At 64.7% G+C, this 22,092-nt stretch carries 19 protein-coding genes and 1 pseudogene; 5 read left to right on the top strand and 15 right to left on the bottom strand.

Annotated elements, in window-relative coordinates; genetic code table 11:
• The first annotated feature begins 26 nt into the window (after nt 1-26).
• Nucleotides 27-428 (top strand): VOC family protein, encoded by a 402-nt coding sequence (locus AC0X69_RS12275; RefSeq protein ID WP_482607975.1) that lies wholly within the window; start codon nt 27-29, stop codon nt 426-428.
• Nucleotides 429-512: 84 nt separating this feature from the next.
• Nucleotides 513-1,811 carry a flavodoxin-dependent (E)-4-hydroxy-3-methylbut-2-enyl-diphosphate synthase gene (gene ispG, locus AC0X69_RS12270; protein ID WP_482607973.1) on the top strand — a complete coding sequence of 433 codons (1,299 nt, stop codon included), beginning with the start codon at nt 513-515 and terminating at the stop codon, nt 1,809-1,811.
• Between the two features lie 132 nt (nt 1,812-1,943).
• Here the strand turns inward: ispG and AC0X69_RS12265 are convergent, their stop codons facing one another.
• From AC0X69_RS12265 to AC0X69_RS12255, 3 genes are read right to left on the bottom strand one after another with little or no spacing between them, the layout of a single operon-like run.
• Nucleotides 1,944-2,795, bottom strand: a complete 852-nt coding sequence (locus AC0X69_RS12265) for a uracil-DNA glycosylase (protein WP_482607972.1) — start codon at nt 2,793-2,795, stop codon at nt 1,944-1,946.
• Between the two features lie 37 nt (nt 2,796-2,832).
• Complete coding sequence (locus AC0X69_RS12260; RefSeq protein WP_482607970.1) at nt 2,833-3,060, bottom strand: YbdD/YjiX family protein; 228 nt, start codon at nt 3,058-3,060, stop codon at nt 2,833-2,835.
• A complete protein-coding gene (locus AC0X69_RS12255) occupies nt 3,026-5,059 on the bottom strand; it encodes a carbon starvation CstA family protein (RefSeq protein WP_482607969.1) in 2,034 nt (677 codons plus the stop codon). The genes AC0X69_RS12260 and AC0X69_RS12255 overlap by 35 nt, the downstream gene beginning before the upstream one ends.
• Before the next feature lie 173 nt (nt 5,060-5,232).
• Here AC0X69_RS12255 and AC0X69_RS12250 point away from each other — a divergent pair, with 173 nt between their 5' ends.
• A complete protein-coding gene (locus AC0X69_RS12250; protein WP_482607967.1) occupies nt 5,233-5,538 on the top strand; it encodes an endonuclease domain-containing protein in 306 nt (101 codons plus the stop codon).
• A gap of 19 nt (nt 5,539-5,557) precedes the next feature.
• Here the strand turns inward: AC0X69_RS12250 and AC0X69_RS12245 are convergent, their stop codons facing one another.
• The 8 genes from AC0X69_RS12245 to AC0X69_RS12210 all read right to left on the bottom strand — a co-directional run bounded on the left by AC0X69_RS12245 (nt 5,558) and on the right by AC0X69_RS12210 (nt 15,910).
• The gene (locus tag AC0X69_RS12245; RefSeq protein WP_482607966.1) at nt 5,558-6,016 is read right to left on the bottom strand and encodes a DUF1810 domain-containing protein; all 459 of its coding nucleotides are present in this window, start codon (nt 6,014-6,016) and stop codon (nt 5,558-5,560) included.
• A 143-nt stretch (nt 6,017-6,159) separates the two neighbouring features.
• Entirely contained in the window at nt 6,160-9,882 is a 3,723-nt protein-coding gene (gene metH / locus AC0X69_RS12240; protein ID WP_482607965.1) for a methionine synthase, read from the bottom strand.
• A complete protein-coding gene (gene metF / locus AC0X69_RS12235) occupies nt 9,879-10,778 on the bottom strand; it encodes a methylenetetrahydrofolate reductase [NAD(P)H] (protein WP_482607963.1) in 900 nt (299 codons plus the stop codon). Before metF ends, metH begins: the two co-directional genes overlap by 4 nt.
• The gene (locus AC0X69_RS12230) at nt 10,778-11,788 is read right to left on the bottom strand and encodes an ArsR/SmtB family transcription factor (protein ID WP_482607961.1); all 1,011 of its coding nucleotides are present in this window, start codon (nt 11,786-11,788) and stop codon (nt 10,778-10,780) included. Before AC0X69_RS12230 ends, metF begins: the two co-directional genes overlap by 1 nt.
• Before the next feature lie 548 nt (nt 11,789-12,336).
• On the bottom strand, nt 12,337-14,298 hold the full coding sequence (locus AC0X69_RS12225; protein WP_482607960.1) for an acyl CoA:acetate/3-ketoacid CoA transferase: 1,962 nt from the start codon (nt 14,296-14,298) through the stop codon (nt 12,337-12,339).
• Between the two features lie 178 nt (nt 14,299-14,476).
• The gene (locus AC0X69_RS12220; protein WP_482607958.1) at nt 14,477-14,851 is read right to left on the bottom strand and encodes a 6-pyruvoyl trahydropterin synthase family protein; all 375 of its coding nucleotides are present in this window, start codon (nt 14,849-14,851) and stop codon (nt 14,477-14,479) included.
• A 3-nt stretch (nt 14,852-14,854) separates the two neighbouring features.
• Nucleotides 14,855-15,487, bottom strand: coding sequence for a 7-carboxy-7-deazaguanine synthase (queE, locus tag AC0X69_RS12215; protein ID WP_482607956.1), 633 nt, complete (start codon nt 15,485-15,487; stop codon nt 14,855-14,857).
• Between the two features lie 45 nt (nt 15,488-15,532).
• Nucleotides 15,533-15,910 carry a c-type cytochrome gene (locus AC0X69_RS12210; protein ID WP_482607954.1) on the bottom strand — a complete coding sequence of 126 codons (378 nt, stop codon included), beginning with the start codon at nt 15,908-15,910 and terminating at the stop codon, nt 15,533-15,535.
• 383 nt (nt 15,911-16,293) lie between these two features.
• Between AC0X69_RS12210 and AC0X69_RS12205 the strand changes: the two genes are divergently transcribed.
• Nucleotides 16,294-17,181, top strand: a complete 888-nt coding sequence (locus tag AC0X69_RS12205) for a tetratricopeptide repeat protein (protein WP_482607952.1) — start codon at nt 16,294-16,296, stop codon at nt 17,179-17,181.
• An 11-nt stretch (nt 17,182-17,192) separates the two neighbouring features.
• On the opposite strand, the pseudogene AC0X69_RS12200 reads toward AC0X69_RS12205, so the two are convergent.
• Nucleotides 17,193-18,077: pseudogene (locus AC0X69_RS12200) on the bottom strand (MBL fold metallo-hydrolase).
• A gap of 140 nt (nt 18,078-18,217) precedes the next feature.
• On the opposite strand from AC0X69_RS12200, the gene AC0X69_RS12195 reads away from it, so the two are divergent.
• Nucleotides 18,218-19,033, top strand: a complete 816-nt coding sequence (locus AC0X69_RS12195) for a sulfite exporter TauE/SafE family protein (RefSeq protein ID WP_482607950.1) — start codon at nt 18,218-18,220, stop codon at nt 19,031-19,033.
• Here the strand turns inward: AC0X69_RS12195 and xth are convergent.
• The 3 genes from xth to AC0X69_RS12180 form a co-directional block, all read right to left on the bottom strand.
• The gene (gene xth, locus AC0X69_RS12190; RefSeq protein ID WP_482607948.1) at nt 19,012-19,797 is read right to left on the bottom strand and encodes an exodeoxyribonuclease III; all 786 of its coding nucleotides are present in this window, start codon (nt 19,795-19,797) and stop codon (nt 19,012-19,014) included. The genes AC0X69_RS12195 and xth overlap by 22 nt on opposite strands.
• 25 nt (nt 19,798-19,822) lie before the next feature.
• Nucleotides 19,823-20,371: a cytochrome c gene (locus tag AC0X69_RS12185; RefSeq protein WP_482607946.1), complete on the bottom strand. Its 549-nt coding sequence runs from the start codon at nt 20,369-20,371 to the stop codon at nt 19,823-19,825.
• Between the two features lie 64 nt (nt 20,372-20,435).
• The gene (locus AC0X69_RS12180; protein ID WP_482607944.1) at nt 20,436-22,052 is read right to left on the bottom strand and encodes an urease accessory protein UreH domain-containing protein; all 1,617 of its coding nucleotides are present in this window, start codon (nt 22,050-22,052) and stop codon (nt 20,436-20,438) included.
• Nucleotides 22,053-22,092: the final 40 nt, after the last annotated feature.

The following is a 22,092-nucleotide window of genomic DNA, read 5'->3' as shown; positions in this document are numbered from 1 at the left end:
CACTGTTGAGCCGAGAGGAGGAGGCGATGTCCAACGCCGATGATCGCACCGCCGCGCCGAAGCATGGCGCGGTCTGCTGGAACGAGCTCAATGTCCGCGACGTCGAGCGGGCGAAGACGTTCTACGGCCAGTCCCTCGGCTGGAGTTTCGAGGGCATGCCGATGGAGGGATTCACATATTGGCTGATCAGCTCCGAGGGCGCGCGGGTCGGCGGCCTGTTCGAGATGAAAGGCCCGGAGTTCGAGGGCGTTGCGGAACACTGGCTGACCTACATCGGCGTCGATGACGTCGACGCGCGGTTAAAGAAGGCCAAGGCCGCCGGCGCGACGATCTGCAAGGACGCCTTCGACATCCCCGGCGTCGGCCGCATGGCCGTGCTGCAGGAGCCGGGCGGCGCCATGGTCGCCTGGATGACGCCGCACGCGTAGCCCAACCCTTGGGGCGAGCGGCGCTTGACCTCGCGGCCGTTACGGGCGACCTATCGGCGTCCATAACGACCGCCGAAGCGACCCATGAACGAAGCCGCGCCAGAGACCCGCCTGCCTGATCCGATCCCCGCCGAGCCGGCCCCCCGCCATCGCACCTGCGCGGTCGCCATCGGCGTCGGTCCCGGCGCGGTGATCGTCGGCGGCGGCGCGCCGGTGGTCGTTCAGTCGATGACCAATACCGACACGGCGGACGTCGAATCGACCGTCGCGCAGGTGACGGCGCTGGCGCAGGCCGGCTCCGAACTCGTGCGCATCACGGTCGACCGCGACGAGGCTGCGGCGGCCGTGCCGCATATCCGCGACCGGCTGGACCAAAAAGGCATCAGCGTCCCGCTCGTCGGCGATTTCCACTACATCGGCCACAAGCTTCTCGCCGATCATCCCGCCTGCGCCGAAGCGCTCGCGAAATACCGCATCAATCCCGGAAATGTCGGGTTCAAGGAGAAGCGCGACAGGCAGTTCGCCTCGATCGTGGAGCTTGCCGCCAAACACGGCAAGGCGGTGCGGATCGGGGCCAATTGGGGGTCGCTCGACCAGGAGCTCTTGACCTATCTGATGGACCTCAACCACGCCTCCGATCGACCGCTCGATGCGCGCGCCGTGACCCGTGAGGCGCTGGTCCGTTCAGCGCTGATGTCGGCGCGCCGCGCCGAAGAGATCGGCCTTGCCAAAAACCGGATCGTCATTTCGGCGAAGGTCTCGGCGGTGCAGGACCTCATCGCCGTCTATCGCATGCTGGCTGCGCGCAGCGACTATGCGCTGCACCTCGGCCTCACGGAAGCCGGCATGGGCTCGAAGGGCGTCGTCGCCTCCTCGGCCGCGCTCGGCGTGCTGCTGCAGGACGGCATCGGCGACACGATCCGCGTGTCGCTGACGCCGGAGCCCGGCGGCGATCGTTCGCTCGAAGTGCGCGTGGCGCAGGAAATTCTGCAGACCATGGGCTTTCGCACCTTCGTGCCGCTCGTCGCGGCCTGCCCGGGGTGCGGGCGTACCACCTCGACCGTGTTTCAGGAACTCGCGCGCGACATCCAGGCGCATATCCGCGAGCGCATGGCCGTCTGGCGCATGCAGTATCCCGGCGTCGAGACGCTCAATGTCGCGGTGATGGGCTGCATCGTGAACGGCCCCGGCGAGTCGAAACACGCCGACATCGGCATTTCGCTGCCCGGCACGGGCGAGACGCCGGCCGCGCCCGTCTTCATCGACGGCAAGAAGGCGATGACCTTGCGCGGCGAGGGCATCGCCGAGGAATTCACCCGCATCGTCGACGACTACGTCATCCGCCGCTTCGGCGGCGGCGAGAAGGGCGAAGCGGCGGAGTAGCGCCGCCTCGATGAGCAACGCTGTCATTCCCGACAGGCCGAAGGCCTGATCGGGAATCCAGAGATTCGACGCGAAACTCTGGATTCCCGGTCGCGCAAGCGCGCCGGGAATGACAGAAGCTGGATTGCTTCGCTATGCTCGCGACGCGAGCGCCTCAGCCGCCCGTCGCAGATCCCGCCAAGCGGCTGGCTTCAGCGCCGAACTTTTCAGCATCGCCTCGAGACTGGAAAAAACAAAAGCCCGCGCGACATGCGTCCCGCAGCGCGCCTCGTAGATCTTGCCGCGCAGCTTTCCGACAGGCTCGTTCGTCGCGAGCATCACGCGCGCCGGCGCTTCGCCGAAAAGCAGCAGCACGTCCGGCCGCGTCAGCTCCACCCGGCGGCGCGCGAAAGGCGCGAAGATCGCCGCCTCATGCGGCGTCAGCGCGCGATCGCCCGGAGGCCGCCAGGGCGAGACATAGCCGAGCGAAGCGCTTTTGCGATCGAGCCCGATCGCCGCGAGCATGTTGTCGAGGAGCTTCGCCGACAGTCCGCTGAATGCTTCGCCGCCCGCTTCTTCGGTCGCGCCCGGCGCGGCGTCGAAGGCCATGAGTCGCGCGCCAGCCGAGCCGGCGCCGAACAGAAAATGCTGCGCCATGTCGCGAAAGGGCGCGGGCGGAAAGTCGGCGAGACGCGCGGCGAGGTCGTCGAGATCGCGCGCGCCGGCCGCCGCGTCCTCTGCGGCGCGAAGGGCTTCGTCCGGCGCGACGATCGGCGCCGCGGCGCGGCGCGGGCGCTCTGCGGCCGGCGGCTGCGGCGACGCCTGAATTGTCGCAGCCTCCGTCAACTGCGGAAGCGATTCAACAGTCGCGCGCGCGCTGTCGGCATAGCGGTCGTGCGGCGCCTCGTCGAGCGCGAGATCGACGCCGCTCTCGACATACCAGTCGAGAAGCGCAAGAAGCGCGGCGCGTTCTTGGGTCGTCGGAGGCGAAGCCATGAACGACATTACCGCAGCCGGCGACAGCCGTCATGGCTTGAGGCGATCAGCAGCAGCGAAACGCGCGCGCGCCGCCGACGCCGAAACGCGCGTTTTCGCGCGCCCGGAAAAATTCGTCGCGCGTCATGATCGGCGCGCCGTCGTGCCGCGCGCGGACATGCGCGGCATAGGCGTCGTAATCGCCCTGACCGACCATCAGCTTCGCGCCATCGCGGAGCTTGCGCGCAAGACGATTGAGATCAAGCCCGGGCAGGCTGCAGATCGTGCAATTCATCTTCGGTCTCCCGCGTGGTGACATGCTCGGCGGCGCGCGCGGCGCGAATGGCCCGGATGGCGAAGCCCAGCATCGCCAAAACCAGCGTGACATAGATCGCGCAAAGCGTCGCGTCGACATAGTCGTTGAAGATGACGCGCTGCATTTCGGCAAGCGTCTTCGCCGGCGCGAGCAATTGATCCCTCGCGGCGGCCGCCGCGAATTTTCGCGCATGCGCGAGGAAGCCAATGCGCGGGTCCTCGTGAAAGATCTTCTCAAACGCCGCCGTCAGCGTGCAGATATAGAGCCACGCCGTCGGCGCGATGGCGACGAAGGCGTAGCGCTCGCGCTTCATGCGATAGAGCACGACGACGCAGAGCGTCAACGCGATCGCCGCGAGCATCTGATTGGCGATGCCGAACAGCGGCCACAGCGTATTGATGCCGCCGAGCGGATCGATGACGCCCTGATAGAGGAAATAGCCCCAGCCGCTCACCGCGATGGCGGTCGCGGCGAGGTTCGGCGCCCAGGCGCGGGTGTTGCCGAAGGCCGGGAAGAAGGCGCCGAAGAGATCCTGAATCATGAAGCGCGCGACGCGCGTGCCCGCGTCGATCGTGGTGAGGATGAAGAGCGCCTCGAACAGAATGGCGAAGTGATACCAGAAGGAGCGCATGGCCGAGCCGCCGACGGCGGAGGAGAGAATATGCGCCATGCCGACTGCGAGCGTCGGCGCGCCGCCGGTGCGCGAGAGAATCGTCTTCTCGCCAACTTCGGCGGCGGTGCCCGTGAGCGTCTCCGGCGCGACCGGAAAGCCCCATGAGGAGATCGCCGCAGCGGCGGCGTCGGGCGTCGCGCCGATCAGCGCGGGGGCGCTGTTCATGGCGAAATAGACGCCCGGCTCCAATACGCTCGCGGCGATGAGCGCCATGACGGCGACGAAGGATTCCATCAGCATGGCGCCATAGCCGATGAGCCGGGTCTGCGTTTCGTCGGCGATCATCTTCGGCGTCGTGCCGGAAGAAACCAGCGCATGGAAGCCCGACACCGCGCCGCAGGCGATGGTGATGAACAGGAACGGAAAGACGCTGCCGGCGAAGACCGGTCCCGTGCCGTCGATGAAGCGGCTGATCGCCGGCATCTGGAGATCGGGCCAGACGATGAAAATGCCGAGCGCGAGCGACAGGATCGTCCCGATCTTGAGGAAGGTCGATAGATAGTCGCGCGGCGCAAGCAACAGCCACACCGGCAGAACCGAAGCGACGAAGCCGTATCCGATGAGCATGAAGGCGAGCGTCTCGCCCTTGAAGGAGAAAAGCGGCGCCAGCAGCGCGCTCTCCGACACGGTGCGCCCAAAAGCGATGCTTGCGAGCAGCAGAACGAAGCCGATCGCCGACATTTCGCCAATGCGTCCGGGCCGCAGGTAGCGGCCATAGACGCCCATGAAGACGGCGATCGGCAGCGTCGCGAACACCGTGAACGCGCCCCAGGGGCTGTCGGCGAGCGCCTTGACGACGACGAGCGCCAGCACCGCCAGCAGAATGATCATGATCGTGAGAATGCCGACCATGGCGATGACGCCGGGCACGCGCCCCATCTCGGTCTTGATCAGATCGCCGAGCGAACGCCCGTCACGCCGCGTCGAAATGAACAGGACGAGAAAATCCTGCACGGCGCCGGCGAAGATGACGCCGGTCAACAGCCACAATGTCCCCGGCAGATAGCCCATCTGCGCCGCGAGCACGGGGCCGACCAGCGGTCCCGCGCCGGCGATGGCCGCGAAATGATGGCCGAACAGCACCCACTTGTCGGTCGGCACATAGTCGAGCCCGTCGTTGCGACGAAGCGCCGGCGTGCGACGGCGCGCGTCGAGCCCCAGAACCCGGTCGGCGATGAAGCGCGAATAGAAGCGATAGCCGATCGCGTAGGTTCCGATCGCCGCGGTCACGAGCCACATCGCGTTGACCGGCTCGCCGCGCGAAACCGCGAGCGTGTAGAGCGAGAACAGCACGAGGGCGAACACGAGAGCCCAAGCAAAAGGCGCAATGGCGTTGCGAGGAGAGCGAGCGAGAAGGGTCGACACGATTGCGGGATCTTCGGCTATCCTCCCTCTCCCCGCTAGCGGGGAGAGGGTAGGGGTGAGGGGCAGGGAGGATTTCCCTTAATTGAATACGTATTGTTAGCAGAGATATTGCGATGCGTGGAATACGTCTGCACGAAACGTCGTTCAGCCGGAAGTTACGGCAGTCCCAAACATCTGCAGAGCAACGGCTTTGGGCGAAGCTCAGAGGCCGACGTCTCGGCGGATATAAGTTTGTCCGACAACAGCCGATCGGACCTGATGGCGCAACGCATTCGACTGCGGAAGAACTGGCTCGTGACGCGCGACGAAGCATTTTTCTATGCGACGCCGGATTTCGAGTGATGCGCGTCACCAACGAAGACGTTTTTGCGAACATTGATGGCGTTTGCGAAACCATTCTCGCGATGATCTCTCGGTAACGAGAGAAGCCTCAGCCCCTCACCCCTGCCCTCTCCCCGCGCGCGGGGAGAGGGAGTCGAGGGTCAAGGGATCGCGGCGGCCGGCAAAATATTTGCGCAGCGCCTCGGCGAAGAGCGGCTCTTCAGGCGCGGCGGCGGCAAAAAGAGTCATCGACGAATGAAACTTCAAATCGTCGGGAGAGCCGAAAATCTCATGCGCGCTGCGGCCTTGGACATTGTTGACAAGACCAACGCATTCCCTGAGCCGCGCGCCCAGGAGAGGATGCGCGAGATAGGCGCGCGCCTCCGCAAGCGAGCCGATGGCGTAGCGCTGCGCCATGGCGCTCGCGCCCAGTCCTTCGATCTGCGGAAAGACGAACCACATCCAGTGGCTGCGCTTGCGCCCGGCGGCGAGCTCCGCGGCCGCCTGCGCATAGATCGGCGCCTGCACCGCGACGAAGCGGTCGAGGTCGTAAGGATCGTCCGAAACGGTCTTCATGCTCAACCCTTCGAACGTCGGATGTCATTCCCGACGCTTCGCCTCGAGCGAAGCGATCGGGAATCCAGAAATCGATCGACATTCGTGAATCAGCTCTGGACTCCCGGTGGGACCTTCGGTCCTGCCCGGGAATGACAGACCAATCACTCCGCCGCTTGCGCGGCGACGGGCTCGTAGTTCAGGATCGGCGCGAGCCAGCGTTCAGCGTCACGCGCGTCGATGCCCTTGCGGCGCGCATAATCTTCGATCTGATCGCGCTCAATCTTGGCGACGCCGAAATAATGCGCGCTCGGATGCGCGAGATAGAGTCCGCTGACGGAAGCTGCCGGGGTCATGGCGAAACTTTCGGTGAGCTTCACGCCGGTGCGCTTTTCGGCGTTGAGCAGCTCAAAGATCGTCGCCTTTTCGGTGTGATCGGGCTGCGCGGGATAGCCGGGCGCCGGGCGAATGCCGGCGTAGGGCTCGCCTGCCAGCGCTTCCGGCGTGAAATTCTCTTCATGCGCATAGCCCCAGAACTCCTTGCGCACGCGCTCATGCATGCGTTCGGCGAAGGCCTCGGCGATTCGATCCGCGAGCGCCTTGACCATGATCGAGCCATAGTCGTCATTGGCGCGGGCGTAGCGCGCGGCGATCTTTTCTTCCTCCGCGCCGGCGGTGACGACAAAGGCGCCGATGTAATCGGCCTTGCCGCTCTCCGCGGGCGCGACGAAGTCAGCGAGCGCAAGATTGGCCTTGCCGTCGCGCTTGGGCAATTGCTGGCGCAGCGTGTGGAGCGTCGCGACCCGTTCATTGCGCGATTCGCCGTTATACAGCGCGATGTCGTCGCCAATCGAATTCGCCGGCCAGAAGCCGATAACGGCCTTCGGCGTGAACCAGCGCTCCTCGACGATCCGCTTCAACATGGCGCGGGCGTCTTCATAAAGCGTGCGCGCCGCTTCGCCGCGCTCGGGATCGTCGAGCAGCGACGGATAGCGCCCCCTGAACTCCCAGGTCTGGAAGAAGGGCGTCCAGTCGATGTAGGGAACGAGTTCGCCGACGTCGTAGCTCGCAAAGGCGCGCGCGCCCACGAAAGACGGCCGCACGGGCGCGTAATCCGCCCAATCGATCTTGAAGCCGTTGGCGCGCGCCTGCGCCAGCGGGACCCGCAGCTTGTCGGCCTGCGCGCGCGCATGGGCTTCCGCGACGCGCTCATATTCGGCGCGGGTCTGCGCCACATAATCGGGACGAGTCTTTTCCGAGACGAGCGCCTGCGCGACGCCGACCGCGCGGCTCGCGTCGGTGACATAGACCGCCTGGCCGCGCCGATAGTTGGGACTGATCTTCACCGCAGTGTGCACGCGGCTCGTCGTTGCGCCGCCGATGAGGAGCGGCGTGTCGAGACCTTCGCGTTCGAGTTCCGAAGCGACGAAGCACATTTCGTCGAGCGAGGGGGTGATGAGGCCCGAGAGGCCGATGAGATCGACCTTCTCCTTCTTCGCCGTTTCGAGAATCTTCGCCGCGGGCGTCATCACGCCGAGATCGATCACCTCGAAATTATTGCAGCCGAGGACGACGCCGACGATGTTCTTGCCGATGTCATGCACGTCGCCCTTCACGGTCGCCAGCAGGATCTTGCCGGCGGTGGAGCGTTCGCTCTTGTCGGCCTCCATGAAGGGCATGAGATAGGCCACGGCCTGTTTCATCACGCGCGCCGATTTGACGACCTGCGGCAGGAACATCTTGCCCGAGCCGAAAAGATCGCCGACGACATTCATGCCGGCCATCAGCGGCCCTTCAATGACGTCGAGCGGGCGCGTCGAGCGCTGGCGCGCTTCTTCCACATCCGCTTCGACATAGTCGGTGACGCCGTTCACGAGCGCATATTCGAGACGCTTCTCGACAGTGTTCTCACGCCAGGCGGCGTCCTTCTCCTGAGTCTTGCCGGCGGCGCCCTTGAACTTTTCCGCAAGTTCGACGAGCCGCTCCGTGGCGTCCTTGCGGCGGTTCAAGACCACGTCTTCGCAAAGCTCGCGCAGCTCGGGATCGATCTCCGCATAGACCGCGAGCTGTCCGGCGTTGACGATGCCCATGTCCATCCCCGCCTGAATGGCGTGATAGAGGAACACCGAATGCATCGCCTCGCGCACCGGCTCGTTGCCGCGGAACGAGAAGGACAGGTTCGAGACGCCGCCGGACACATGCACATGCGGCAGATCGCGCTTGATGACCCGCGCGGCCTCGATGAAATCGACCCCATAATTCTCATGTTCTTCGATGCCGGTCGCGACGGCAAAAATATTGGGATCGAAGATGATGTCCTGCGGCGGGAAGCCTACGATCTCGGTCAGGATTTTATAGGCGCGGGCGCATATTTCCGTTTTGCGCGCGAAAGTGTCGGCCTGGCCTTTTTCGTCGAAGGCCATGACCACGACGGCGGCGCCATAGCGGCGCACCTTGCGCGCGTCGGCGATGAATTTCTCTTCGCCTTCCTTGAGAGAAATCGAATTGACGACGCCCTTGCCCTGCAGACATTTGAGCCCCGCTTCGATCACGTCGAATTTGGAGCTGTCGACCATGATCGGCGCGCGCGCGATATCGGGCTCGGCGGCGACGAGATTGAGGAACTCCACCATGGCGCGCTCGGAATCGAGCAGGCCTTCGTCCATGTTGACGTCGATGACCTGCGCGCCGTTCGCCACCTGATCGCGCGCGACGTCGAGCGCCGCGGCGTAATCGCCATTGGTGATGAGCTTGCGAAACTTCGCCGAGCCCGTGACATTGGTGCGCTCGCCGACATTGACGAAGGGAATGTCCTTCGTCAGCGTGAAGGGCTCCAGTCCGGAGAGGCGCAGCATCGGCTCGATCGTTGGAATCGCGCGTGGCGCGACGCCTTTCACGGCCTTGGCGATCGCCGCGATATGGTCCGGCGTCGTGCCGCAGCAGCCGCCGAGAACATTGACGAGGCCAGCCGTCGCGAATTCGCCGACGAGCTCCGCCATATATTCGGGGCTTTCGTCATAGAGCCCGAATTCGTTGGGCAGGCCGGCGTTGGGGAAGGCGCAGACCCGCGTGTCGGCGACGCGGCCGATGTCGGCGATGTGCTGACGCATCTCCCGCGCGCCGAGCGCGCAATTGAAGCCGATGGAGAAGGGCTTGGCGTGGGCGAGCGAGTTCCAGAAGGCGATGGCCGTCTGACCGGAGAGCGTCCTGCCGGAGAGATCGGTGATGGTGCCGGAAATCATGATCGGGAAGCGGGTCCCGACCTCGTCGAAGGCGTCTTCGAGCGCGTAAAGCGCCGCCTTGGCGTTCAGCGTGTCGAAGATGGTTTCGACAAGCAGAATGTCGGCGCCGCCTTCGATCAGGCCGAGCGCGGCTTCCTTATAGGCCGCGCGCAGCTCGTCGAAAGTGACGGCGCGGAAGCCTGGATTCGACACGTCGGGCGAGATCGAGGCGGTGCGATTGGTCGGGCCCATCGAGCCCGCGACGAATCTGCGCACGCCGGTCTTCGCCGCGACTTCGTCGGCCGCCGCGCGCGCCAGCCGTGCGCCGGCGCAATTGAGTTCGAAAGCGAGATGCTCGAGCCCATAGTCGGCTTGCGCGATTGTCGTCGACGAAAAGGTGTTCGTCTCGATGATGTCGGCGCCGGCTTCGAGATAGGCGACATGAATCGCCTTGATCGCTTCAGGCTGCGTCAGGATCAGCAGGTCGTTGTTGCCGCGCAGATCCTTGGCGTGATCCTTGAAACGCGCGCCGCGGAAATCCGCCTCCTCGAACTTGTGTCGCTGGATCATGGTGCCCATGGCGCCGTCGAGAATGAGGATGCGGCGCGACGCCGCCTCTTCAAGAGCCTTCAAAATGTTGGGGCCGTGAGATGTTGCAAAGGTCATGCAAGGGCCTTTTCACGCAGGGGACGAACGCCGAGCAGATGGCAAATGGCGAAGACGAGATCGGCGCGATTGTTGGTGTAGAAGTGGAATTCACTGACGCCAGCGCGCGCCAGGCTCATCACCTGTTCGACGGCGGTCGTCGCCGCGATGAGCGCCCGGGTCTCGGGGTCTTCGTCCAGCCCGTCGAAACGCTCGGCGAGCCAGCGCGGGACGCTCGCCCCGGCCTTTTGCGCGAAGCCCGCGACCTGCTTGAAATTGCGGATCGGCATGATGCCAGGCACGATCGGAATCGTCATTCCCCGTCCCCGCGCCTTGTCGAGGAACCTGAAGTAGATGTCATTGTCGAAGAAGAATTGGGTGATCGCGCGCGTCGCGCCGGCGTCGACTTTCGCCTGCAGCGCGTCGAGGTCCTGTTCGATGGATGCGCTCTCCGGATGGCCTTCGGGATAGGTCGAGACCGAAATCTCGAAGTCGCCGACGCGGCGGATGCCGCTCACGAGATCAGTCGAGGTGGCGTAGCCTTTGGGATGCGGCTCGAATCTCGTGCCGACGCCCGTCGGCGGGTCGCCGCGCAGCGCGACGATATGGCGGACGCCCGCCTCCCAATAGTCGCGCAGAATGGCGTCGATCTCCTCGCGCGGCGAGGAGACGCAGGTCAGATGCGCGGCGGGCTTCATGTCCGTCTCGCGCACGATCCGCGCGACGATCGAGTGGGTGCGTTCGCGGGTGGTGCCGCCAGCGCCATAGGTGACCGAGACGAAGTGCGGCTTGAGCGCTGCGAGCCGCTTGATCGACTGCCAGAGCTGCGTCTCCATCTCCGGCGTCTTGGGCGGGAAGAATTCATAGGAGATCACAAACTGATTCTGCGAAGCTGTGGGATGAAGAGCGTTAAACATCAGGCTGTCTCATATGATGTTGCGGGAATGGGATCGGCGATGACGCGAGGATCGCGCGCAAGCCATAAGGAGACGGTGAGCTTGGCGCCTTCGTTGGCGTCAGGCGCGAGTTCGCGGCGCTGGACGACTTCGAGCCCCGCCTGCGTCAGCAGCCCGGTGATTTCAGCATCCGAGAAGCCGAGGCGGCGATGCGCATGCGTGTCGCGCAGCGTCTCTTCATGATGGGGCGCGAAGTCGACGACAAGCAGCCGCCCGCCGGGCGCGAGCACACGGGCCGCCTCGCGCAGGGCGCGTCCCGGATCGTCGAGAAAGTGCAGAACCTGATGCATGATCGCGAGATCGATCGAGTTGCGCTCGATCGGCAGCGCATAGATGTCGCCCTGGCGCAGCTGCACATTATCGAAGCCTGTCTCTTCGAGACGGCCGCGCGCGACGCCAAGCATGGCGGAGGACAGATCGACGCCGACGGCGCGTTCAGCCAGAGGCGCGAACAGCTCAAGCATACGGCCGGCGCCGGCGCCGAGATCGAGCAGGTTGCGCACCGGCTTGTCGCCAACGACTTCGCGCATGGCGTCTTCGACGCGCTCTTCGGGGACGTGCAGCGCGCGGATGTGGTCCCACTCCTCGGCATGGGCGGCGAAGTAGCGGGCGGCGTTCTCGGCCCGCGCCTGGCGCACCTGCGCGAGCCGCGCGCGGTCGCCGGCGAGCAGCGCGTCGTCAGCCTCGAGCCAGCCGACGATCGCCCGCGCGAGCGCGCCGGCGGGTCCTGCGGGCGACAGGCGGAAGAAGGCCCAGGCGCCCTCGCGGCGGCGCTCGACGAGGCCGGCCTCCACGAGCAGCTTGAGGTGCCGGGAAACGCGCGGCTGAGACTGGCCAAGAATCGCCACGACCTCGCTCACCGTCAGTTCCGATTGGGCGAGCAGCGCCAGGAGCCGCAGGCGCGTCTCCTCTCCGGCGGCGTTCAGGGCCGCGAGCGTCGGTTCGAGGGACAATTTGGCCACGGCCTTCATGGTTGCTCCGTGAGATATAAAGATATCTATATACGTCAAATGCTCTGTGCGCAACCGTGCTTGCCGCTTTTTTGAGAGCGGAACGCTCTTGACCGAATCCGAAACCGGGTTCATCCTTTTCGATACATCGCACCTGTCGATCTGGCAGCATGGTCGGCAGGCTCGCTCGGGCGGGACCTCGATGCGAAGGCGATTATGGAAGGCCTGCAAAACCCCTGTTGTGGGCCGAACCGGGCAACTTAGTTGCGAGAGGAGCATGACGCCACCGGGTCATTCCATTTGACCGGCGTTTCGTTCCGGTCACTGGGCGGTCAAGAACAGCTGCTTGGTCCGTCCATCTTCTGAAGACATTTGACATCCTTCCGGGCGGCCGAACGCAAAGGCCAAGCATCGGACGCCCGACCCCAGACTGGACAATCCAGGCTTGCTTCGACCTGAGAAGCAAAAAGGCCCCGTGAGCTTCCGCGCCACGGGGCCTGTTTTATTGCGAGCCGATTGAAGGACGACCGGCGCTGTGCGGCAGCGCCGGATCCGAGTCGCCGCCTGGCTTACGCCGGCGCCTTCTCCTCTTCCTTGCTGACGACCTCGAGGAAGGTCTCCGCCGCCTCGCGCCGCTCGAACACATGCGGCTGCAGACCGCGCTTGGAGAGCGCCTCCTTCATCTTCAGCCGCGCGAAAGCGCTCGTCGCATAGCGCGTCGTCGTCAGATAGTAGTGCTGGCTCATATAGTCGATCATTTCGGCGTAATCGTCGTAGAGCGCCTCATTGATCTTCCAGCCGTCGTGATTGACGACGGAGTTGACGCGCTTGCCGACCTTTTCCGACGCCTCGATCAGCGTCTTGCGCAGATCGTCGATGTCCTTCTTCGTGCGCGCGTGCCAGCCTTCGAGATTGACGAACAGGATGTTGCGGTCGGCGTCATAGGTGACGCGATCCGACATGTTGAGGTTGATGAGATCCGCGAGCAGCCCCATCGGTTCGTCGATGAAGATGCGCTTATCCATCAATTCGGGATGATCGACGATTGGCTTGAATTCCATATGCGCCAGGATGTCCCGGTCGATATCGACGCCAGGCGCGACCTCGATCAGTTCGAGCCCCTTGTCGGCGAGTTTGAACACGCAGCGCTCGGTCACGTAATAGACCGGCTGCTTGCGCTTTAGCGCGAATTTGCCCGAGAAGGTGATCTGCTCGACGGCGTTCAGGAACTTCTTGTTCCGTCCTTCCTGCAGGATATTCACCTTCCCGTCGGCGATCTCGACGCGCAGTCCGCCATTGGTGAAAGTGCCGGCGTAAACGACGAGCCGCGCATTCTGGCTGATATTGATGAAGCCGCCGCAGCCGTTGAGCCGTCCGCCGAATTTCGACGTGTTGACATTGCCCTGCAGATCGCATTCGGCCATGCCGAGACAGGTCATGTCGAGACCGCCGCCGTCATAGAAGTCGAACTGCTGGTTCTGCTGGATGATTGCGTCGGCGTTGGTCGCCGCGCCGAAGCTCGAACCGGACGCCAGCACGCCGCCGATCGCGCCGGCTTCCGTCGTCAGCGTGATGTAGGGCGTCATCTTTTCTTCATTGGCGACCGCGGCGATGCCTTCCGGCGCGCCGACGCCGAGATTGACGACGCCGTTCGGCGGCAGCTCGAAGCTGGCGCGACGGGCGATGACCTTGCGCTCGTCGAGCGGCATCTTGGCGAACTTCTCGACCGGCACGCGGATCTCGCCCGCAAGCGCGGGATTATGGATCACGCCGTAATTCATCCGGTGCATTTCCGGCGGATCGGCGACGACGACGGCCGAGACGAGAATGCCCGGCACATGCACGTCCTTCGGCTTGATCGACCCCTGCTCGACGATGCGCTCCACCTGCGCGATGACGAGTCCGCCATTGTTATGCGCGGCCATCGCCTGAGCGAGGTTGTCGAGCACGAGCGCCTCGCGCTCCATCGAAATATTGCCGGAAGGATCAGCCGAGGTGCCGCGGATGAAGGCGACGTCGATCTTGGTGGCGATGTAGAAGAGCCACTCCTCGCCCATGATGTTGTGGTATTTGACCATATCCTCCTTGGTGCGGTCATTCACCTTGCCGCCGCCAAAGCGCGGATCGACATAGGTGTAGAGGCCGACTTTGGAGAAGAGCCCCGGCTGGCCCGAGGCGCAGGCGCGATAGAGCTGCGAGATGACGCCCTGCGGGAGATTGTAGCCGCAGATTTTATTTTCCTGCGCGGCCTGGGCGACCTTCGGCATGCGGCCGAAGTTCGCCGCGATGACCCGGCGCAACAATCCTTCGTGATGGAAACGCCCGGTGCCGAGGCCCTTGGAGTCGCCGGCGCCTGCGGTCATGATCAGCGTAAGGTCGCGCGGATGCTGCGTCTCGACGAAGCGCTTTTCCAATGCGGCGTGCAAGGCTTCGGGGATGCAGCTCTGGACGAAGCCCGTGGTGGTTACGACGTCATTGTCGCGAATGAGCGCAATCGCCTCGTCGGCGGTAATGACTTTGTTGTTCGCCATGTCCTCAGGGTTCCCTCGCTCCCCACTCTTCTTCCTGCGGACCGTTGACGTCGCCGCGCTGGTGGGCGTTCTGCACAAAATGAGCGCTCAACCGTAGAGACCGCGCCGCCCTTGCGCAATAGCGGCTTTGCGCCGCAGACCGGCCGGTAAACCCCGCAAACGCGCTGGAGAATGGCGGTCAGTCGCCGCGGTAGACGCAGCCCTCGAAACAGCTGTCGCGAAAGACCCCGACTTCAGCCAGGCCGGGCAGCGTCGGCGAGAGGTCGCGCCAGATATAGGCGCAGAGATTTTCGAGCGTCGGCTTTCCCAGCCCTTCGAGATCATTGAGAAAAGAGTGGTCGAGAGTTTCGCGCAGCTCGGCGAGCCTGCGGCCAAGCTTGCCGAGGTCGATCACCCACTGCTCTTCGACGCGGCGCTCGCCACGCAGGGTGACGCGCACGCGAAAGGAATGCCCGTGCAGATTGCGGTATTTGCCGCCCTCTGGAGCCTCCGGGTCATAAAGGGCGTGCGCCGCCTCGAAATAGAATTCGCGAAAGACCTCGAACGTCGACACGTCTTACTTCACCCCGATCGCCTTGTGGGTCTGCAGGGACAGACGCCAGCGCGGATGCGCCAGGCAGTAGCTGACCGCGGCCTCCGTATTGCGCGAAACATCCGGGCCGTCCATGGGCTGCAGCAGAAAATGCTGAAAGTCGAGGCCCTCATAGGCGGCGGGGTCGACCCCCTGCTGCGGGAAGACCAGCTTCAATTCCGCGCCGGTGGTCTGGACGAGCGGCGCGCCGCCCTTGGGCGACACGCAGATCCAGTCGATCCCGGAGACGACCGGCAGCGTGCCATTGGTCTCGATGGCGACCTCGAACCCCTGCGCGTGAAGCGCCGCGATCAGCGCCTCATCGATCTGCAGCATCGGCTCGCCGCCGGTCAGCACGGCGAAGCGGCGCTCAGGGGCCTCCCCCCAGAGCCGCGCAAGATGTCCGGCAAGCGCCGTCGCGTCCGAGAACTTGCCGCCGCCTTCGCCCTCGAAGCCGACGAAGTCCGTGTCGCAAAACTGGCACTGCGCGGCGGCGCGATCCTCTTCGCGCCCGCTCCACAGATTGCACCCGGCGAAGCGGCAGAACACCGAGGCGCGACCCGCGTTAACGCCCTCGCCCTGCAGCGTTTTGAAGGCTTCCTTGACGATGTAGGCCATTGCCCGCTCTAGCGCGGACGCCCTGCGGCGTAAAGCGGGACTGGCTTACCCGTTCTTCGGCAGCTCCTTGTCCTTTCCGTCGGGCTCCGGCGGGGGCTGCGGGCGCGGATCGAGGCTGCGGATATAGGAGACGATGTCGTCGATCTCCTTGCGCGAGAGGTGCATGTCGGGCATCGGCGGATGCGGATCCATCAGGAAATGGCCAAGCTTCTTCCTGTCCGTCCGCCGCCCGGCGATGTCGAAGAAAGACGGCGCGTCGGCGGAGGCGCTGGCCTGGTCCGACGTCACCACGTGGCAGGACGCGCACCAACGCTTCGCAATGATCGCCCCGCGCTGAGCGTCGCCGGCCGCCAGGGCGGCGGTTGTGAATACGGCGCTCGCGCCGACGAGGGACGTTGCGAACATCAAGCGGCGAAACTGCATGTAGTTTTCCTTCAAGCGCTGGTCGTCGATTCGCCCGCATGAAAGCACAAGCGCGGGCCGCTGGATATCAGGTCGTTTGCGCGAGATTTTGAGCCGGCGCCAAGCGTGGTTGCGGCATTTCTGCAACAGCTCTGTGTTCTGATTGCAACAGTTCAACAGATTAGCATTTTGCCCACTATTGTCGCCCGCCAAGCCCCTTTTCAGACACAAAGCCTACGCTAAGGTGATCGTGTCACAAGCTCATTCGAGATGCGGAGACATGCGCCGGAAGATTTCGCTTTCGGCCGCAGGTTCCTTCTTTCCCTCTCGCTGATCGGCGGTGACGGCTGGCGTATGGCCTTAAAGACGTCGGGCGTCTTCTAGGTGAGGAAAGTCGGAATATTATGGTCGCAGGCGTTCAGATGGGCTTGGCTCCCGCCGTTAGGGGCAATAGGCGCGCGACGTTGCCGGTCTGCCTTTTCGCGACGAGCCTGGGCATGCTCGTGACGGCCTTTGTCGCGCCGGCGCCGGCGCTGGACGCGCCGCGAACATCGGCGCGCGCCGATACGCAACCGCTGCCGATGTTCAAGGATCCGCGCGCCGCTTTGCGCGCCGGGCTCGAAAGCTACCACGCGGGCGACCCCGCCACGTCAGTCGCCGCACTGCGCTACGCCGCCGAAGGCGGCGAGCCGCTCGCGAAGTGGAAGCTCGGCCGGATGTATGCCGAAGGCGACGGCGTCGCGCGCGACGACGCCAAGGCGTATGAATATTTCTCGGAGATTGTCGACCATTACGCCGACGACGAGCCGGATCCGCGCGAACGGTCGATGGCGGCGAGCGCCTTCGTGGCGGTGGGGATCTATCTGCGCGACGGCGTTCCAAGCGCAAAGATCCGGCCCGATCTCGATCGCGCCTTCGATCTGTTCCGCTATGCCGCGACCTATTTCCGCAACGCCGACGCTCAATACAATCTGGCGCGCATGTATCTCGAAGGCGCCGGCGTGAAGAAGAACGTCCGCCAGGGCGTGAACTGGCTGGAGCTTGCGGCGCGCAAGGGCCATCCGCAGGCGCAGGCGATGCTCGGCCGGATGATGTTCACCGGCGAAGCGAGCGGCGAACCGGAACGCGCCCGCGGCCTGATGTATCTGACGCTGGCGCGCGACGGAGCGGGCGGCGCGGCGCGCGATCAATGGATCGCCGATCTGCACGCCGAAGCGCTGAGTTCCGCGAGCGAGGCCGACCGCAGAGCCGCTGGCGCTATGCTCGAAGGCTATCTGCGCGAGCGCAACTAAGCGTTCGAGCCTCAGCCGGCGCGCGCAGCGGCGCCCTTGAACTTCACCGGGATGCTGAGGAAGCGCGCGCCACCCTCCTGCGGCGGCGGAAACTTGCCGGCGCGAATGTTCACTTGAATCGAGGGCAGCAGCAGACGCGGGGCGGCGAGCCCCTTGTCCCGCTTCTGGCGCTGGGCCACGAATTCCTCTTCGCTGACACCGTCTCTGATCTGCACGTTCTTGGCGCGCTGCTCCGCGACCGTCGTCTCCCAGGCGTAGGCGTCGCGTCCCGGCGCCTAGTCGTGGCACATGAAGAGCCGCGTCTGCGGCGGCAGCGAGAGAATTCGCCGGATCGACCGATAGAGCGCATGCGCGTCGCCGCCCGGGAAATCCGCGCGCGCCGTCCCATAGTCAGGCATGAACAGCGTGTCGCCGACAAACACCGCATCGCCGATCCTGTAGGCGACGTCGGCCGGCGTATGGCCGGGCGTGTAGATCGTTTCGGCCTCGATCTCGCCGATCTTGAACCGCTCGCCATCCTTGAAGAGGTGGTCGAAGCAGCCGCCGTCGGCCTTCACGTCGTCAGCGCCGAACACCGGCTTGAAGAGCTTCTGAACCTTGTCGATGTGTTCGCCGATGCCGATCTTCGCCCCCGTCGCCGCCTTGACGATCTGGGCGGCGGAAAGGTGGTCGGCATGCGCGTGGGTCTCAAGCACCCAGTCGATTGTCAAACCCTCCCGCGCCGCCTCGGCGAGGATGGCGTCGACGGAATGCGAATCTGCGACGCCGCTCGCTGGGTCGTAGTCGAGCACGGGATCGACGATCGCCGCACGCTTGGTGGCCGGATCGCTGACAATATAGGTGATCGTATTGGTGGGCTCGTCGAAGAAGGCCCTCACTGACGGCGCCTGCGACATCGATCTCTTCTTCAATTGCAGCGCTCAAGCACTTCTCTTCCTTCGTGCTTTCGCCTTTCGTGCTTGCGCCGTCAGATATATGCGCTATAGCTAAATAAGCAAGTGCTAATATTACACGTGCGAAGGAGCGACATGCTGACATGCTGACGGCTCTTCCCCTCGACGCCGTGCTCGGCCTGATCTCCGGCGCCCTCGTCGGCTTTACGCTCGGCCTGGTCGGCGGCGGCGGCTCGGTGCTTGCCGTGCCGCTTCTCGTCTATTTCGTTGGCGTGCCGAATCCGCATGTCGCGATCGGCTCGAGCGCGGCGGCGGTCGCGGTCAACGCGCTGATGAGTCTCGCCAATCATGCGCGCGCGCGCACGATCAAATGGCGCTGCGCTTCCGTTTTCGCGCTTTTCGGCATCGGCGGCGCCTTCGCAGGATCGACGCTCGGCAAGATCATCAATGGCGAGAAGCTGCTCGCGCTCTTCGCGCTGCTGATGATCGTCGTGTCCTATCTCATGCTGCGCCGTCGGGGCTCCTTGGGATATCCCTCGGTAAGACTCAACCGCGAGAATTTTCCGCGGCTCGCTGGCGCCGGAGTGACGGCGGGCGCGCTTTCCGGCTTCTTCGGGATCGGCGGCGGCTTCCTGATCGTGCCCGGGCTGATGTTCGCTTCCGACATGCCGATCCTGAACGCCATCGGCTCGTCGCTCGTCGCCGTCGCCGCCTTTGCGGTCACGACGGCGGCGAACTACGCCTATTCAGACCTCGTCGAATGGGAGCTTGCCGGAACGCTGGTGATCGGCGGCGCGTTCGGCGGGCTGATCGGCGCCGCGGTGGCGCGGCGACTGTCGAAAATGCGGGGCGCGCTGAGCGCCATTTTTGCCACGGTCGTCTTCGCGGTGGCGCTCTATGTGCTCTGGCGCAGCGGCGGCGCCCTCGGGCTTTTCGATTACGCTGCGAAATCGGCGTAGATCGCGACGTGATCGGAAGGCTTGTCGCCGGCGCGCATCGACTTGACGATCTCCACGCGCGCCAGCCGATCCGCTGCGCGCGGCGACAGCAGAAGGTGGTCGATGCGAAGGCCCTTGTTCTTCTGCCAGGCGCCGGCCTGATAATCCCAGAACGTGTAGAGCCCGCCTTCGTCCGATGTCGCCCGCAGCGCATCGGCGTAGCCGAGATTGATCAGGCGCTGATAGGCCGCGCGAGTCTGCGGCAAAAATAATGCGTCGCCAAGCCACGCCGAGGCTTCATAGACGTCGCGCGCATCGGGAATGACGTTGTAGTCGCCGGCGAGAACGGTCGGCTCTTCGAGACGCAGCAGCGCGTCGGCATGTCGCGTCAGCGCCTCCATGAAGGCGAGTTTGTAAGAGTATTTCTGCGTATCCGGCGGATTGCCGTTTGGCGCATAGATGGACGCGACGCGCATCACGCCGCCGGCGCCGTCGGCGAGAACCGCCTCGATGTAGCGCGACTGCGCCTCGCCGTCGAAGCCTGGCAGGCCGAGGACGACGTCCTGCAGCGGCGACTTCGACAGGATCGCGACGCCGTTGAACCCCTTCTGTCCGTGGACGGCGACGTTATATCCCGCGTCTTCGATTTCGAGCCGCGGGAAAGCGTGATCCTCGCACTTGGTTTCCTGCAGGCAGAGCGCGTCAGGCGCAGCGTCCCGCAGAAAGGCGAGAAGCGGCGCGAGACGCTGCCTTACCGAATTAACGTTCCAGGTCGCGATGCGCACGGTCGGCTCCCGCGCCGCACGCGCGCTAATCGAGGCGATAGGCGGCGTGACAGGCGTTGCAGGCTTGCACGACTTGCGACAATTCGGCAAGCGCGGGACGCATGTCGCCGCCGGGCCCGATCTTGGCCGCCTCCTGGGCGAATTTGCTCGCCTGTTCGTGCATCGTCAGACCGAGCGCGCGCATCTCGTCGGGCATGTGTCGCGCCATCATCGCCGGCATATCGCCGAGTTCGCCGCTCTTGGCGTTCGGCTTGCACGCCGCTGCGCCCGAAGACGCCATGCCGAGGCGCGCGTCGGCGATTTTGGCCGCCGCCGCGCCGTCGCCCTTGCCGAGCGCGGCGAGTACGTCCGCGATCGCCTCGGCGTGGCCGCGCATGTGAGAGAGCATTTGCGTGCGCATCGGCGATGGAACATCGACCTCCTGGCGCGTGTCGCCCATCTTCGGCGACATCTTCATATGCTGCTCGTGCGTCATGTGCTCGCCCTGATCATCGTCATCGTCCTCGGCGAAGGCGGCGGCGCCGGCGAATAGCGACAGCCCGCAAGCCGCGGCGAACAGGAATTTTCTGATCATGGCCTCCCCCTCTGTTCCAAGACTAGCGTAGCGCGCAACGTGGCGTCGCGAACGAGACGAATCGTCACGGCTGCGCGATGACTGGCAAATTGATGATTTGTCCTTGCCGCAGCTTCTTGGGATTCAGCGCAGGGTTGGCGGCGGCAATGTCGCGCCAGCGCTTTTCGTCGCCATAGAGTCGCTTCGCGATCGAACGCAGCGTGTCGCCGCGGCGCGCCGTGTAGGTCTTTGCGGCTGGCGGGGCGCTCGGCGTCGCCCCAGGCGTGGCCTGAACGTCCGAAGCGGGCGCGGCTGGCTGTGCAGGCTGCGAGGTCTCCGAGGGCTTCGCGTCTACGACGACAAACTCGCCGCGCAACATGCCCATCCAGCAGCTCCACGGAATGAGGCCGGTTTTCTCGGGCGTGAACTCGATCGTCTGCCGTCCCGGTTTGACGTCGAATTCGAGTTTCATGGACGGAACGACGATCCGGTTGTTGCAGGTCGTGACTTCGGTCGCGTTGATCACCCATTTGACCGGCACGCCGCGCAGAAGCGTGAAGCGGCTCGGCGTGAATCCCAGCCCATTGGCTTCCATCTCGATTGTTTGAGTTTGCGGCGCGACAGTCGCATCCTGCGACGTCTGCGCAAGTTCAACGGGCGCTGAATGCCGCCAGCTGGTCATCACCGACGCGAGATCGGCGCCTGAACCCGTGAGGATCAATCCGCGATTGATCATCACCGCGCCGAGCGCGACGACGATCACGCCAGAGGCCGTCAGCAGCCGATGGGTGACGGCGCCCGAAAGCACCGTCGTCAGCGCGCCGAAGGCGAGCATCACCGGCAAGGTTCCAAGGCCGAAGACGAAGAGCGTCTTCGCGCCTTCGATGGGGCTGCCTGTCCCCGCCGCCATCACATACATCGCCTGCAACGGACCGCAGGCGAACATCAGCCCGTTGAGAAGGCCGATCACGAACGGCCGATGGCGCGCGCCGCCGGCCTCGCGATTGACCCAGTTCTGCAGCGGCCCCGGCAGGCCGAGCCGGAAGCGGCGCAGCGGCGCGAAGAGCCCAAGCATGTTGAGGCCGAAGATGATGAGGAACGCGCCTGCGGCGACTCCGGCGACGCCGCGCAGCATCGGCGTGAAGGCGATGAAAGCGCCGAGCCAGCCGAAGGCCGCGCCGATCGCCGTGTAGGACAGCGTCTTTCCGGCGCCATAGGCGAGGTGCGACACGAAGGACGAGCGTCCGGCGCGCGCATCGGCCGCCGCATAGCTCACGACGAAAGCGCCGCACATGCCAACGCAGTGGAAGCCTGTCAGGAGCCCCAGCAGGAACAGAAGGCCGAGACTCATATGCTGGGCGATGTCGGGTTCGCCCTCGGCGCTGATCCAGCGCGTATCGAAGAGAATCAAACCGGCGAGCCCGGCGAGCGCCGCGACGATGATCGCCAGTCGCACGAGCGGCGAACGGCGGCGCTTCGCCTCCTCGGTCAGAACGACGCGGTAGCCGTTCTGCTCGACCCTTTCGCGGATCGCGCGGAAATTCGTGGCGTCAGCGTCATAGTCGACGACGACCGTTTCCGTCGGATAGCTCGCCGAGACGCTGCGCACGCCGGCGAGCTTCTTGATCGCCGCTTCGATGACATGTTCGCAGCCGTGGCAATGCATGCCGCGGGCGTGAAAGGTGATCGCCGTTTCGCGCATCTAACTTGGAACGCTTCGCCGCTCAGCGTCTTTCAGCGGT

The sequence above is a fragment of the Methylocystis sp. Uni0008 genome, assembly GCF_056838045.1.
This window is presented reverse-complemented; position numbering and strand designations above follow the sequence as displayed.

Coding starts and splice junctions, on each gene's coding strand:
- AC0X69_RS12275 (WP_482607975.1), top strand. CDS start 27: ATGTCCAACGCCGATGATCGCACCGCCGCGCCGAAGCATGGCGCGGTC.
- ispG (WP_482607973.1), top strand. CDS start 513: ATGAACGAAGCCGCGCCAGAGACCCGCCTGCCTGATCCGATCCCCGCC.
- AC0X69_RS12265 (WP_482607972.1), bottom strand. CDS start 2,795: ATGTCGTTCATGGCTTCGCCTCCGACGACCCAAGAACGCGCCGCGCTT.
- AC0X69_RS12260 (WP_482607970.1), bottom strand. CDS start 3,060: ATGAATTGCACGATCTGCAGCCTGCCCGGGCTTGATCTCAATCGTCTT.
- AC0X69_RS12250 (WP_482607967.1), top strand. CDS start 5,233: ATGCGTGGAATACGTCTGCACGAAACGTCGTTCAGCCGGAAGTTACGG.
- AC0X69_RS12245 (WP_482607966.1), bottom strand. CDS start 6,016: ATGAAGACCGTTTCGGACGATCCTTACGACCTCGACCGCTTCGTCGCG.
- metH (WP_482607965.1), bottom strand. CDS start 9,882: ATGACCTTTGCAACATCTCACGGCCCCAACATTTTGAAGGCTCTTGAA.
- metF (WP_482607963.1), bottom strand. CDS start 10,778: ATGTTTAACGCTCTTCATCCCACAGCTTCGCAGAATCAGTTTGTGATC.
- AC0X69_RS12230 (WP_482607961.1), bottom strand. CDS start 11,788: ATGAAGGCCGTGGCCAAATTGTCCCTCGAACCGACGCTCGCGGCCCTG.
- AC0X69_RS12225 (WP_482607960.1), bottom strand. CDS start 14,298: ATGGCGAACAACAAAGTCATTACCGCCGACGAGGCGATTGCGCTCATT.
- queE (WP_482607956.1), bottom strand. CDS start 15,487: ATGGCCTACATCGTCAAGGAAGCCTTCAAAACGCTGCAGGGCGAGGGC.
- AC0X69_RS12210 (WP_482607954.1), bottom strand. CDS start 15,910: ATGCAGTTTCGCCGCTTGATGTTCGCAACGTCCCTCGTCGGCGCGAGC.
- AC0X69_RS12205 (WP_482607952.1), top strand. CDS start 16,294: ATGGTCGCAGGCGTTCAGATGGGCTTGGCTCCCGCCGTTAGGGGCAAT.
- AC0X69_RS12195 (WP_482607950.1), top strand. CDS start 18,218: ATGCTGACGGCTCTTCCCCTCGACGCCGTGCTCGGCCTGATCTCCGGC.
- AC0X69_RS12185 (WP_482607946.1), bottom strand. CDS start 20,371: ATGATCAGAAAATTCCTGTTCGCCGCGGCTTGCGGGCTGTCGCTATTC.
- AC0X69_RS12180 (WP_482607944.1), bottom strand. CDS start 22,052: ATGCGCGAAACGGCGATCACCTTTCACGCCCGCGGCATGCATTGCCAC.